Genomic DNA, 12,476 nt, shown 5'->3' with positions numbered 1-12,476 from the left:
GAGAACCCGTTGGACGAGCGGCTTGCACGGACAATTGACGCCATCAAAGCATCCGGTGCCGATTGGGGCATTTTCACAAGCCCCGATGGCATTGCCTACGCTTCAGGTCATATCGTTTCCATTGAAGCGGGGCCATCACCCTTTGCGGGTGGACCTGCCATCGCACTGGTTGGCAAAAACGGCGAATGCGGACTTGTTGTAACCAATCTCGAAGCAGATACGCCAAGCTGGGCACAGATCGTTCTCACATATGAAGGTTTTTCATATGAAGAGCCGACCGACATTTTTACCAACTATCTCAATGCCGCGCAGAAGCTCTTCAACAAATTTGGTGTCGGCGACACCATTGCGATAGAGCAGAACAGCTTCCCATTGTCCTTGCTCCCACTCATCGAAACATGCCGTCGTGTGTCGATTGACGATGCTTTCAAGCGCCAGCGCATGGTGAAAACAGCAACTGAGATCGCGCTATTGCGTGAAGCAGCGCTGACCGCTTCCGCCGGGCAACGCGCGTTTATTGAGCACAGCAAGGCTGGCCGCAGCGAGCTGGAAATATTTGCCGACATCAGGCTCGCCATGGAAAGCAGAGCCTCTGAACGCCTGCCACTTACCGGCGATTTCATATCCGGCAAAACCCGCACATCAGCATTCATGGGCTGGCCAACAAACCGCATCGTTGCCACCGGCGACCCACTCATCTGCGATCTCGCACCGCGCGTCAAAGGCTATTGGGGCGACAGCTGCGCATCGGCAATGCTGGGCAAAACAACTGACGGGTTTGAGAAACAGTTCAAGGCCGTAAAATCGGCGCTTGATCTGGCAATCGAAATCATCCGCCCAGGCCTTGGCATCGGTGAACTGGATCAAAAATTGCGGGCCCATATCGCAGCACATGGCTATGGCTATGCCCATCATTCCGGACATTCTATCGGCACATCTGTCCATGAATGGCCACGGCTTGTCAGCTATGAAACAGAGCGTTTCCGCAAAGACATGGTTGTCATGGTGGAACCCACCGCCTTCGATCCAGACACTGGCGGCGTGCGGCTCGAATTCATGCTGCATGTGACAGAGAATGGCTGCGAAGTGCTAACCGACTTCGAGCATCAGATGGTTATTAGCCACTAGCCCTGATCTTGAGTTCGAAACCGACATCGACAATCGTGTTTGTCGATGTTTCACCACGCATGGCTTCAAGCAAAAGCTCACCTGCCTGCCGTCCGATTTCCGCGGAAGGTACTGCAACCGTCGTCAATGGCGGCAGCAGATGACGCGAAAGTTCAAAGTCGCCAAAGCCTGTAATCGCGAGGCGTTGTGGCACCTTGATACCAATGCGCTGCGTCTCCAGAAGGGCGCCGGAAGCTAGAATATCACTTGAAAACATGACAGCATCGGCTTCCGGATATTGAGCCAGCGCCCGTCGCAGAAGATCGATACCCGAAGCCATGGCAATCGGCATTTCTGTTGCCACAGTGATGCGTGGCTTCTCATCCGGGAATTGTTGCTCCATTGCCGCTTTGAATGCGGCACGGCGTTCGGCAGCACGGCTGTCGCCTTTCCGAACTACACCGGCAAACACAATATAGCGCCGACCCGTATTGATCAAATGACTGACCATTTCAGTGATCGCCGCCGTGTTGGAGAATCCAACCAGCCGGTCAATCGGTTTATCGGTAAAATCCCAGCCCTCAACGACTGGAATTTCGGCACGTTTGAGCAATGCAACACTGCGCTTGCTATGGTGTGTGCCGATCAGAAAAACGCCATCCGGACGCCGCCCGAGGAGGCTGCGAATGATTTCTTCCTCGCGCTCCATTCGGTAATCAGTATTGCCTAAAAATATCTGATAACCGGACTGATGCAGTACATCGGAAAAATGCTGGATCGTGTCAGCAAAAACAGATGCGGACAGCGTGGGTATAATCGCCGCAACCGTATTGCTTTTATGCGATGCAAGATGGCTTGCCGCGAGATTATGAACGTAATGCGTCTTCTCGATTGCATCCTGAATAAGCTTCCGCTTTTCAGGCATCACAGAATCTGGAAAACGCAACGCGCGCGAAACGGTCTGCATGGAAACCCCTGCAGCCGCAGCCACATCCGCCATGGTCACACCAGAACCTTTGCGGCGCTGCTTTCGAGGTGTTGAGGCTTCAACGCTCACAGATAGAACGGCCTAACACAGACGGGAGTGCCAATTTCGATGCGTTTGCCCGTATCGGTCAAATTTCCCGTCTCCTTATCGATTGCGAAGATCGCAATGCAATCTCCATTCTGGTTAGCGACCAGAAGCCAGTTGCCATCCGGTGTCAGCGTAAAATTACGCGGTGTTGCGCCACCCGTAAAGCTGTGACCGATCTCAACCAGGCTGCCATTCTCCTGATCCACACGAAATGTAGTGATCGAGTCATGACCGCGGTTGGAACAGTAAAGAAAACGACCATCGGGTGAGAGGTGAATATCAGCGCCATGCGACTCAACACTCGCTGGCACTGTCGGCAAGGTCTGAACAAGGCGCATCTCATCGCCGTCGCGCTCAATGAGCGAAACCGTGGAATTCAGTTCGTTGGAGACATAGACAAACCGGCTGTCGGGATGCTGTGCGATATGGCGAGGACCAGTACCGGAAGGGGTCGCAACATTGCTCACCCGCTTGAACCTTCCATCACTATCAAGACGATAGGCAATGACTTCATCAAGGCCAAGGTCGGCAGACAGGAACATGCCGCCTTCCGGTGTTTCAACCACGCAATGCGGGTGGCTGCGTTCCTGCCGGTCGACAATAGGCCCAAGCTTGCCCTCGTGACGAACGCTATGTGCAACCGGCCCGAGGCTGCCGTCAGGCAACACTGGTAACGCAACAAGCGACTGGTCAGGCCCGCCCGAGCCCATCGCATAATTGGCGACAAGCACAAACTTTCCGTCCACCGTCACGGTATTATGCGCAGTTATGCTGCCCTGTGCACTTTGCTTGTTGAGATAAACAAGTTCACCCTTTTCAGCATCAAAACGATAGGCACTGACCGTTCCCTCGTGCCAGCTGAACACTTCGGAATTTGCATAGATCACGCCTGTATCCGGCGCGACACTCAGAAATGTTGGATTATCGACGGAAGATGTCGCGCATATATGCAACGCATCTCCTGTCGTCGTATCGAATGCGTAGATGGAAAGACCTTCGCCACGCGCACCCTGAAAATAAGGGGCTTCGCGATTAAGCGACCCGACTGCCAGATAAAGCTTCCTCACGCATTCCTCCAATGCAAACTCTTTCCTTAATGCATCACCCATCCGCCATCGACATTCAAGGTCTGCCCGGTGATAAATCCTGCTTCATCAGAGGCAAGGAACATCAAAGCCGAGGCAATATCCCGCGACGATCCGCGACGCTTAACAGCCTGACGCTCAAGCACGAATTTCGTATAGCCTTCCGGGTCGGGGTGGATTTTCTCGGCATCTGTTGGAAAAGCACCCGGAGAGATTGCATTGACGGTAATGCCATAGGTACCGAACTCGCGTGCCCAGGCACGCGAAAGCCCAATGAGCGCGCCCTTTGATTGCACATAAGGCGAAAGGAGTGCCCAGCCGCCATAGGCAGTCACGCTGGCGATATTGATAATACGACCCCACCCCTTTTCACGCATATGCGGCAGCGCCACCTGAACACAGACAATGCCCGCATCGACATTGATGTGCTGCACTTTCTGCATTTCCTCAAGCGTATAGTCTTCAAATGGCTTGGACGGATAAATCGCAGCATTGTTGATCACGACATCAAAGCCACCGGCCTCACGACTAATCGCTTCCAATGCGGGGCGGAGTGCCTGCAAATCCGACAGATCGAGCGCATGGATCGAAAGTCCGCTAAGCCCCTCGTCCTTGGCCTTGCCTTTCAGCTCTTCGATTTTTTTCGGATCATGATCGATAGCCACAACCCGTGCGCCAGCACGTAGAAAATTGAGCGTGGTTTCAAGACCGAGGCCACCGGCAGCACCCGTGTAGAGAATGGTTTTGCCCGCAACGGAAAACGGCGATCGTGCGGTCATGAGCGGCCTCCAATTGCAATGTGATTGCCTGATGGCACCGGATATTCCTCAATTGGCTGCTTCGCGATTGCGGCAATGCGTGTTTCTGTTTCCGCGATGCTCGCCGCATCACCAAGAATACGGAACGTGCTATCATAACGGCGCTCTTCGCCGTGTTCGAGCCAGATCAGTTCGCCGCGGTCACGGGCAGCACCATGTCCCAGAACGTGATTGGTCGCAGGTTCGATACCGAGCGCATATTGCCCGGCCTGCAGATTCTGCCACTCATACATGCAGGGGAACTGATCCTTGCGGGTAACGACTTCAAAACCGATGCCCAGCTTGTCATTGACCAGCGCAACCGACACTTCGCCATTGGCATCAGCGCCCATGTCATGCTGCCAGACCTGCTCATGAAACTTCATCTGCGGTGCAGGCAGCGTACGATATCCGACGCTCTGCTTTTTGTAGTCTTCTCCGGCATGAGCCGCCCAGACCACATCCCTGACAGGTGCCAGATAACGTGAGCCTTCGGCCAAAACGGGATGCCCGACATTAATGTGATAACAATACATATGCGGCGTGCGATAAAAACCGCGATTGGTCACGCGATCCGTCAGCTTGATATCGTTTGTACCAGCTTTGATTTCGATGCGGCGTGTCAGTTCAAGATGCTCACCGAACACGGTTCCCTGTGTGACGATACCCTCGCACCAGAGATAACATTCATCGCCTTCCCAGCGCTCACCATAGCCAGTCAGCTTTGCAGGAATAGTGCCAACACGGCCATGAATGGAGTGCTTGATCGTCTGGCGCGGCTTGTAATTATAATGGTCCGCCACCTCGTCATACATGAAGAGGATATGGTCCAGACCGCATGTCACCATCAGGCCGGAGAAAGAACGCATCCAGCCAAGACCGCCCTCGCCCTCATATTCATGCAGTCCCGGATGACGGAAACCCGACGGAGAATGCCAGCCGATAGCCATGCCACGATAGTCGCAGTCGGCAATATCGAGCGCGCGATCAACTAGAACGGTAAAGCGCAAACCGGTGCCTGAACGAAACTCCAGCATTCTAACGCCGCGTTCCAATCCGTCTTCAAGCACCATTAGGCGAACGCCTGCAAATTGCGCAAAAGAGCCACTGCTCGCGGCGATGTCGCGACGCGATCTCGCCTCTCCATAAAGCTTCACCATTCTCGAACCTTAGACACTGAGGCTTACAGCCATTTCATTTAAAATGGCGGTCGATGCAAGCACCGACCGCCCCACCCCGCCCGAGGTGAATTAGAGGCCCTGCGCGCGCAGCTTTCCGTCGAGGAACTTCTTCGCGCGTGGCACATCGGCCTCATCGAGATGTTCGATAATCATCGGAATATTCGGATGCTTTTGTGCAAGGCGCTTGAGATAGAGGTCATAGTTCAGTGAACCGAGACCCGGAGCCGGCAGTTCGATCTCACCAACGCCGCGGAAAGTATGGCTTTCAAGGGCATCGGCATCACCGATATCAGCATGCTTTTCCGTCTTGTCATCACCTGAGCGCTTGACGTCCTTGGCATGACCGATTTTGATCTTATCGCTCAACGTATCAAACACCTGGTTGAGAATTTCATCCATCCGGTCGATGTTGTGCGTCTCAAAATAATTGGTCGGGTCCATCAGCAGGCCAAGGCCCGGATGATCGACCTGCGCAAACATTTTCACCGTTTCCTCGACCGAACCGACGACGTTGTTCACATAGGTTTCGAGCAGGAAAATCGCACCGTGGTCATAAGCAAATTGCGACAGATCAGCGATGACCTTGCGGCATTCTTCAAAACCTTCTTCGGTCTTGTTCTTCGGGTGGTGAACCCAGTCGGATTCAGTATTGTAAGTACCGGTTTCCGAAATCACATAAGGCGTGCCGAGATATTGCGCATGGCGGATAATCTCTTTGAGATAGCCCACACGGCGCTCGCGCTCTGCCTTGTCCGGGTGAATGATATTCGTATAGCCGGAAATGCACGAGATCGGCAGATTATGATCGCGGAACGTCTCGCGAATTCGAACACACTTATCCTTGGTGATCTGACCAGCGCTGAGATCCATATCCTTGAAGTGCATGTCCAGCTGGACCGTATTGAAATCGAGTGCACGGATTTTTTTAGCTGTTTCCTCAAGCGAATAAGGGAAATAGCCGCTGAAAATACCCACCTGCATCATGTTGAAAACCCTCCCGGTTTATAGACTATTTATGAACGCGCATCTTTTCCGAAAACCGCTTCGCACTTTTCGGGATGCGCTCGTTTATTTGATTGATATTTCGGACAATCTGACCGTGCGACCTTCATCAATCGACCTGTAGCCAGCCTCGATAAGCGCAACCGTTTTCACATTGTCTGCCACTGAAAGTGCTGGCGGCTCGCCAGACTGAATGGCGTATTGCAGCTGCTCCATCACCCCAATGAAAGCATGCGGGAACCACATCGTTTCCCATTTCGGGCTCACCCATTTGCCGCCCGTTGCCTTTTTCGACGCATAGGTCAGCGTTGATGGCGAGCCATCCGGCCAGCCAATCGTGCCCTGTGCCACACCATCCGTACCTTCAACGCGCCATTTAATGTAAATATCGCTGTCAAAGCCCTCTTCGCGCGGCCCGGACCAGACATCTTCCATCGAAACAGCCATCACACCGCTCGGGAACATCAGCGTCGAAACGGTGATGCCGTCCTTGTGTTCAAACTGAGTGCGTGGGTCAGTGCGTGTCAGCGTGGTGATCGTTTCAGGCTCACCAAACAGGAAGCGCAGCACATCAAGATGATGCACGCTCATATTGGAAAGCGTCAGACGGTCATAATCTTCCAGAAACCCCTGCCAGTGCGGGATTGCGCGCATCTCGATTGTCGCCATGACAGGTGCACCCAACTCACCCTTGTCGAGAATTTGCTTCAACACGCGCATCGACTGGTCGTAACGCATGTTCTGATTGACCGAGAGGATTTTACCCGCTTTTGCCGCCTCATCGCGAAGCGAAATAGCCTCTTCAAGCGTCAGCGCCAGTGGCTTTTGCGCAAGGATGCCCTTGATATGCGGCTGTGCCAGCGCTTTGCGAATGAGTGCAGGCTGCTGATCCGGCGGATAAGCAATATCGATGATTTCGATAGCCTCGTCGGCAATCAGCGCTTCTGGCGTGTCGTGCACGGTCGCGATACCCCAGCGCGCGGCGACCTCTTCGGCCTTTGCCTTGGTACGTGAGGCGATTGCCGCGACCGTAAAGCCCGCTTCCTTATAGGCAGCAAGGTGGCACTCGGCCATGATCATGCCTGCGCCGATACAGCCGATTTTGAAATCCCGAGCCCGCACCTGCGGATCAGGAACAAAGCCTCGCGCTTCGCTCATTGCATCCTCCCATTATATTTCCAAGCCCACATATCATCGAAAGATCGACAAAAAGGCCCGTCCTCATTCGAGGAAAATGCCAACCTCCATTGGCAATTTGAGGATTAATGAAGATTCAATGCGGCAGTGTCAACATCATATAAAATCATTTTACATCATTTAACATCGTATCCGATCAATTTTCGGAACATTCTTTTGAATTATAATGTTCATATATAAATTAATGATGCTTTTTGATGGATTTATATAACATCAAAGCCGATTTCATGAGGAAAATGGATGACTGAGACACAAGAAGCCTTGCATCTTACACAAATCGAAATACATCATTTTCCATCATTTTGGTGAGGAGTGTGATTTGCGTTCCACGGTGAGTGACATTGCCAGAACAGCGGGCGTTTCCAGCGCCACGGTCGATCGCGTATTGAACAACCGCGAAGGCGTGAAAGAGCGCACGCGTGAAATCGTCCTCGAAGCCGCGCGCAATCTTGGCTATCTCCCCGGCAGCGCGCAGCTCAACCCAAATACCACCGACCGCATCAAACTGGATTTCGTTTTGCCAGCGGGCACCAACACCTTCATTGCAAATCTGCGCGACCAGATCGCGAGGCAAGCAGCCTTGAGGCCCGAAATCGAGCTTACAATCCATAGTGTTGAAGGCTTCAACCCTGACACGCTTGCGCGCACCCTTGAAGACCTCAAGGGGCAGGCACAGGGCGTTGGCGTGATTGCACTGGATCACCCAACCGTGCGTGAAGCCATGCGCGCCCTCGCCGAATCCGGCACCCATATCGTCACCATCGCGTCCGACATTCTGCATGTGCCGCGCGTCGGCTATATCGGCATCGATAACCGTGCAGCTGGTCGCCTCGGCGGCTATATTCTCGGTCGTTTTCTCGGCCAACAGTCCAAAAACAAAATCGCACTTTTTGCCGGATCACTTTCCTATCGCGGCCACGAAGAGCGCGAAATGGGCTTTCGACGTGTCATTGCAGAAGAGTTTTCGCACTTGAATATCGTCGAACTCAACGAGATCGAAGACAGCCGTGAAAAAGCCTACTCAGAAACCATAGCTTTGCTTAAACGCCACTCCGACCTTGCAGGCATCTATAATCTCGGCGCTGGCAATCAGGGCATCGGACAGGCACTGATGGATTCAGGCAAATCAGATTCGATCATTTTCATCGGCCATGAACTGACCGAAAGCACTAAGCGACTTCTGTTGAATGGCACGATGGATGCCGTCATTGACCAGAATCCGCGCGTTGAAGCACGCGAAGCACTGGCCACCTTGATGAGCAGCATCAAGGCCGAGCCATTCGACCAGCAGCCACCTCGCGTTCAGGTGATCTTCAGAGAGAACATTCCTGAAAATTAAAGCGCATCCCGAAAAGTGGGAACCGGCTTTCGGACAAGATGCGCGTAAATACAAACAGAGCGCCTCTCGAAAAAGGCTATTTCGTATAAAGCGCGCGCGAACGCTCCAGGTGATTGAGCATTGCCGCTTCTGCACCATCCGCATCTTTTACGGCCAGCTTGTCTACAATCTCTTCATGCTCGACCAGCGTGTATTTTTCTTTACCCGTCCAGATCAGCATATGCGTGTGATATTCACGCAGCCACGCAAGCATGGATTCGCTCACCGCGACAAAGATAGGATTGCCTGAAATCTTCGCGATACGGATATGAAACTCCATATCGGCTGAAATGAATGCATCGGCATCACCCAGCGAATCCCGCTGGCGTTCGACGATGGCGCGAAGCTCCGCAACATCCTTGTCACTTGCCTTGAGTGCCGCTTCGCGTGCGATGCCGCGTTCAAAAAAGATACGTGCGCTTTTAAGATGCTCCAGCGTATCCATCGATTGCGCAAGCATGATTTTGGCTGTCGGATCGACTTGCTGCAAAATTGAACGCGCAGTCAGTTTGAGAACTTTAGCACGTTCACCATGTGAAATGCTGACAAGCCCCATTTTGGCAAGCGACTGCATCGCCTCGCGGATCGCCGGGCGGCCGACGCCAAAGCGCTCCATCAATACACGCTCAGACGGCATTTCATCGCCGGGCGTCAATTCGCCAGACGTAATCATGTTTTCGAGCCGGTCGAAAACTTCGTCGGATAGCTTACGGCGAACGATAGGTTCCATGGGCTTGTTCATTGCATCTCACTGTTCATGAGCTTTCTCCCCCTTATGCATCTTCAAGCGATCAGATGAAAGCCGTTACCCACGATCTCGTGAATGGGCTAACAATTTTCCGCTTGCAGATATTGGAATACTCATTATACCAGTTCGCACTCAGAGCCAAGCGCTTCAATCGCATCCCGGAAAGTGAGGAGATACTTTCAGGCAAATGCGCGGAATAAGCTGTCAGAGTATCTCTGGCATGGGTGGAACACGAGCAGCGAGCGACAAACAATCCGATGAATATCTGTCTGACCTATCGCATTGAGACAACCGGCAGCATCGAAAAGATGGCCGCCAAGATCGCCAGCGATCAGTCGACCGGCACTTTTGTCGCCCTCCCCGGTGAAACAGAAGAGCTCAAGGCCCGCGTTGCAGCGCGTGTTCTGGAAATCCGTCCGCTTGAAGATGCAACAGTTCCAGCCTGGCCAGAACTTGAATCAGGTCACGGCCCAATCAAGCGCGCCGATGTCGACATCGCCTTTCCACTCGACGCAATCGGTACTGATCTTGCAGCACTGATGACGATTGCCGTTGGCGGTGTTTACTCGATCAAGGGCATGACCGGCATCCGCGTGGTCGATATGAAGCTGCCGGAAGCCTTCAAAAGCGCGCATCCCGGCCCGCAGTTCGGCATTGCTGGCAGCCGTCGTCTGACGGGCGTTGAAAAGCGACCGATCATCGGCACCATCGTTAAGCCCGCGCTCGGCCTACGTCCGCATGAAACAGCAGAACTCGTTGGCGAATTGATCGAATCCGGCGTCGATTTCATCAAAGATGATGAAAAGCTGATGAGCCCGGCCTATTCGCCGCTCAAAGAGCGCATCGCCGCTATCATGCCGCTTATTCTCAATCACGAGCAGAGGACCGGCAAGAAGGTTATGTACGCCTTCGGCATTTCGCACGCCGATCCTGACGAGATGATGCGCAACCATGACATGGTGCTGGAGGCTGGCGGCAATTGCGCCGTGGTCAACATCAATTCGGTGGGCTTTGGCGGGATGAGCTTCCTGCGCAAGCGCTCCGGCCTTGTTCTGCACGCGCATCGCAATGGCTGGGATATTCTGACCCGTAATCCGGGCGCAGGCATGGATTTCCGTGTTTATCAGCAGTTCTGGCGCCTTCTAGGCGTCGATCAGTTCCAGATCAACGGCATCCGCGTGAAATATTGGGAGCCAGACGAAAGCTTCGTCAATTCGTTCAAGGCTGTCAGCACGCCACTGTTTGATCCGTCCGATTGCCCGCTTCCCGTTGCTGGTTCCGGCCAGTGGGGCGGACAGGCACCTGAAACCTATGAGCGCACAGGTCGCACGACGGATCTGCTTTATCTATGCGGCGGCGGCATTGTCAGCCACCCGGGCGGCCCGGCAGCTGGTGTTCGCGCCGTACAGCAGGCATGGGAAGCAGCAGTCGCTGGCATCCCACTTGAAACCTATGCTGTTGAGCATCCTGAACTTGCAGCTTCGCTCGCAAAATTCGGCTCCGTTAATTCAAATGGAGGAGGCGAATAATGACCAAGGCCTCCAACGAATTGCTGCTGTCTTACTACGGTGACGACCTCACCGGCTCGACCGATGTTATGGAAGCCATGGCTTCCAACGGCGTTGACACTGTGCTGTTCATGAATGTGCCGGACGAAGAGCTTCTTTCGCGCTTTTCGCACTGTAAGGCTATTGGTCTTGCCGGAACGAGCCGCAGCGAAACACCGGATTGGATGCAGGAAAATCTGACGCCTGCATTCAACTGGCTCAAAAGCCTGAATGCTGCGATTGCCCATTATAAGGTCTGCTCAACATTCGATTCCGCGCCCCATGTCGGCAATATCGGCAAGGCGGTAGAAATTGGCAAAGCGATCTTCAATCAAGCCTATGTGCCACTGATTGTCGGCGCACCGCAGCTCAAACGTTATACCGCTTTCGGCAATCTCTTTGCCGCCTATCAGGGCGAAGTCTATCGTATTGACCGCCATCCGGTCATGAGCCGCCATCCCGTCACGCCAATGCATGAAGCGGACCTGCGCGAGCATCTGGCTAAGCAGACAGCACTGAAAACCGTGCTTGCTGATCTCGTAGCGCTTTCAGCCTCCGATGCGGATGAGCGTGTAAACGCGATTGTCAAAGCGGCTGACGGCATGTTGTTGCTTGACGTCGATAGCCACGAAAGCCAGCTGCAGTCAGGTGAACAGCTCTGGCGTTTGCGTCCTGATGCTGGCTGGTTCGTTGCCGGTTCGTCCGGCGTTGAATATGCGCTTCTGTCCGCCTGGGCCAAGGCCGGACTGATCGGTGCGAAAAAAGAGTTTCCGCTTCCAGGCAAGGCTGACCGCATCGCGGTCGTTTCTGGCAGCGTGTCGCCAACCACCGAACGCCAAATCCGCCACGCGACCGCATCGGGCTTTACCGGCATTGATCTTAATCCGCTCGATCTTCTTGGCGAAAACGGCAATCAGGCAATCGAAGCTGCCATTGCTGACGGCCAGAAGGCGCTCCAGCAGGGCAACAGCGTGATCCTCAACACTGCCCTTGGTCCGTCGGCTGATCGCGGCACAGAAATCGATAAGATCGCAGGCAGCCGCCACAAGCTGGCCCGCAGCCTCGGTTTTATCCTCCGCAGCCTTGTCGAGCGCGAACAGCTTACCCGCGCAGTGATTGCAGGCGGTGACACTTCCAGCCACGCATTGCGTGAATTGCATGTCGATGCACTCACCACGCTTTTGCCGCTTCCACAAACACCGGGGTCGCCACTTTGCACGGCACACGGCGCGCATGCCGCCACCAACGGCCTCCAGATTGCTCTCAAGGGCGGTCAGGTCGGTTCTGACGGGTACTTCAGCCAGATTCGTGATGGCCTGACCTCTTGAATCTGGAATACTCATTGACTGGTTATACCAG

11 protein-coding genes are annotated in these 12,476 nt (G+C 53.9%); 4 read left to right on the top strand and 7 right to left on the bottom strand.

Annotation, left to right across the window (positions count from 1 at the left end):
- Positions 1 to 9 precede the first annotated feature (9 nt).
- Positions 10 to 1,128 (top strand): M24 family metallopeptidase, encoded by a 1,119-nt coding sequence (locus CEV34_RS25745; RefSeq protein ID WP_007878349.1) that lies wholly within the window; start codon positions 10 to 12, stop codon positions 1,126 to 1,128.
- Here the strand turns inward: CEV34_RS25745 and CEV34_RS25740 are convergent.
- The 6 genes from CEV34_RS25740 to CEV34_RS25715 all read right to left on the bottom strand — a co-directional run bounded on the left by CEV34_RS25740 (position 1,118) and on the right by CEV34_RS25715 (position 7,405).
- On the bottom strand, positions 1,118 to 2,164 hold the full coding sequence (locus CEV34_RS25740; protein WP_007878345.1) for a LacI family DNA-binding transcriptional regulator: 1,047 nt from the start codon (positions 2,162 to 2,164) through the stop codon (positions 1,118 to 1,120). The two genes, CEV34_RS25745 and CEV34_RS25740, sit on opposite strands and share 11 nt — an antisense overlap.
- Positions 2,161 to 3,249, bottom strand: a complete 1,089-nt coding sequence (locus CEV34_RS25735; RefSeq protein WP_007878343.1) for a lactonase family protein — start codon at positions 3,247 to 3,249, stop codon at positions 2,161 to 2,163. Before CEV34_RS25735 ends, CEV34_RS25740 begins: the two co-directional genes overlap by 4 nt.
- Positions 3,250 to 3,275: 26 nt before the next feature.
- Positions 3,276 to 4,046, bottom strand: coding sequence for an SDR family NAD(P)-dependent oxidoreductase (locus CEV34_RS25730; protein ID WP_007878340.1), 771 nt, complete (start codon positions 4,044 to 4,046; stop codon positions 3,276 to 3,278).
- On the bottom strand, positions 4,043 to 5,224 hold the full coding sequence (locus tag CEV34_RS25725; RefSeq protein ID WP_007878338.1) for an aldose 1-epimerase family protein: 1,182 nt from the start codon (positions 5,222 to 5,224) through the stop codon (positions 4,043 to 4,045). Before CEV34_RS25725 ends, CEV34_RS25730 begins: the two co-directional genes overlap by 4 nt.
- 90 nt (positions 5,225 to 5,314) lie before the next feature.
- Complete coding sequence (locus CEV34_RS25720) at positions 5,315 to 6,229, bottom strand: sugar phosphate isomerase/epimerase family protein (RefSeq protein WP_007878337.1); 915 nt, start codon at positions 6,227 to 6,229, stop codon at positions 5,315 to 5,317.
- An 84-nt stretch (positions 6,230 to 6,313) separates the two neighbouring features.
- Positions 6,314 to 7,405: a Gfo/Idh/MocA family protein gene (locus CEV34_RS25715; RefSeq protein WP_007878334.1), complete on the bottom strand. Its 1,092-nt coding sequence runs from the start codon at positions 7,403 to 7,405 to the stop codon at positions 6,314 to 6,316.
- Positions 7,406 to 7,763: 358 nt separating this feature from the next.
- Between CEV34_RS25715 and CEV34_RS25710 the strand changes: the two genes are divergently transcribed.
- On the top strand, positions 7,764 to 8,783 hold the full coding sequence (locus CEV34_RS25710) for a LacI family DNA-binding transcriptional regulator (RefSeq protein WP_007878332.1): 1,020 nt from the start codon (positions 7,764 to 7,766) through the stop codon (positions 8,781 to 8,783).
- A 76-nt stretch (positions 8,784 to 8,859) separates the two neighbouring features.
- Here CEV34_RS25710 and CEV34_RS25705 read toward each other — a convergent pair whose 3' ends face one another.
- A complete protein-coding gene (locus CEV34_RS25705; protein WP_007878330.1) occupies positions 8,860 to 9,564 on the bottom strand; it encodes a transcriptional regulator NanR in 705 nt (234 codons plus the stop codon).
- A 263-nt stretch (positions 9,565 to 9,827) separates the two neighbouring features.
- On the opposite strand from CEV34_RS25705, the gene oiaX reads away from it, so the two are divergent.
- A complete protein-coding gene (oiaX, locus tag CEV34_RS25700) occupies positions 9,828 to 11,099 on the top strand; it encodes a 3-oxo-isoapionate-4-phosphate decarboxylase OiaX (protein WP_007878329.1) in 1,272 nt (423 codons plus the stop codon).
- Complete coding sequence (locus tag CEV34_RS25695) at positions 11,099 to 12,445, top strand: four-carbon acid sugar kinase family protein (protein ID WP_007878327.1); 1,347 nt, start codon at positions 11,099 to 11,101, stop codon at positions 12,443 to 12,445. Before oiaX ends, CEV34_RS25695 begins: the two co-directional genes overlap by 1 nt.
- Positions 12,446 to 12,476: the final 31 nt, after the last annotated feature.

This window comes from Brucella pseudogrignonensis, assembly GCF_002252525.1.
In the GTDB taxonomy this organism is placed as follows: domain Bacteria; phylum Pseudomonadota; class Alphaproteobacteria; order Rhizobiales; family Rhizobiaceae; genus Brucella; species Brucella pseudogrignonensis.
The sequence above is the reverse complement of the archived record's forward strand: the minus strand, read 5'-3'. Positions and strand labels throughout refer to the sequence as shown.

What these genes read in the sequence shown, in the direction of transcription:
- CEV34_RS25695 (WP_007878327.1), top strand. Translation starts at nt 11,099, where the DNA reads ATGACCAAGGCCTCCAACGAATTGCTGCTGTCTTACTACGGTGACGAC.
- CEV34_RS25705 (WP_007878330.1), bottom strand. Translation starts at nt 9,564, where the DNA reads ATGAACAAGCCCATGGAACCTATCGTTCGCCGTAAGCTATCCGACGAA.
- CEV34_RS25730 (WP_007878340.1), bottom strand. Translation starts at nt 4,046, where the DNA reads ATGACCGCACGATCGCCGTTTTCCGTTGCGGGCAAAACCATTCTCTAC.
- oiaX (WP_007878329.1), top strand. Translation starts at nt 9,828, where the DNA reads ATGAATATCTGTCTGACCTATCGCATTGAGACAACCGGCAGCATCGAA.
- CEV34_RS25715 (WP_007878334.1), bottom strand. Translation starts at nt 7,405, where the DNA reads ATGAGCGAAGCGCGAGGCTTTGTTCCTGATCCGCAGGTGCGGGCTCGG.
- CEV34_RS25720 (WP_007878337.1), bottom strand. Translation starts at nt 6,229, where the DNA reads ATGATGCAGGTGGGTATTTTCAGCGGCTATTTCCCTTATTCGCTTGAG.
- CEV34_RS25725 (WP_007878338.1), bottom strand. Translation starts at nt 5,224, where the DNA reads ATGGTGAAGCTTTATGGAGAGGCGAGATCGCGTCGCGACATCGCCGCG.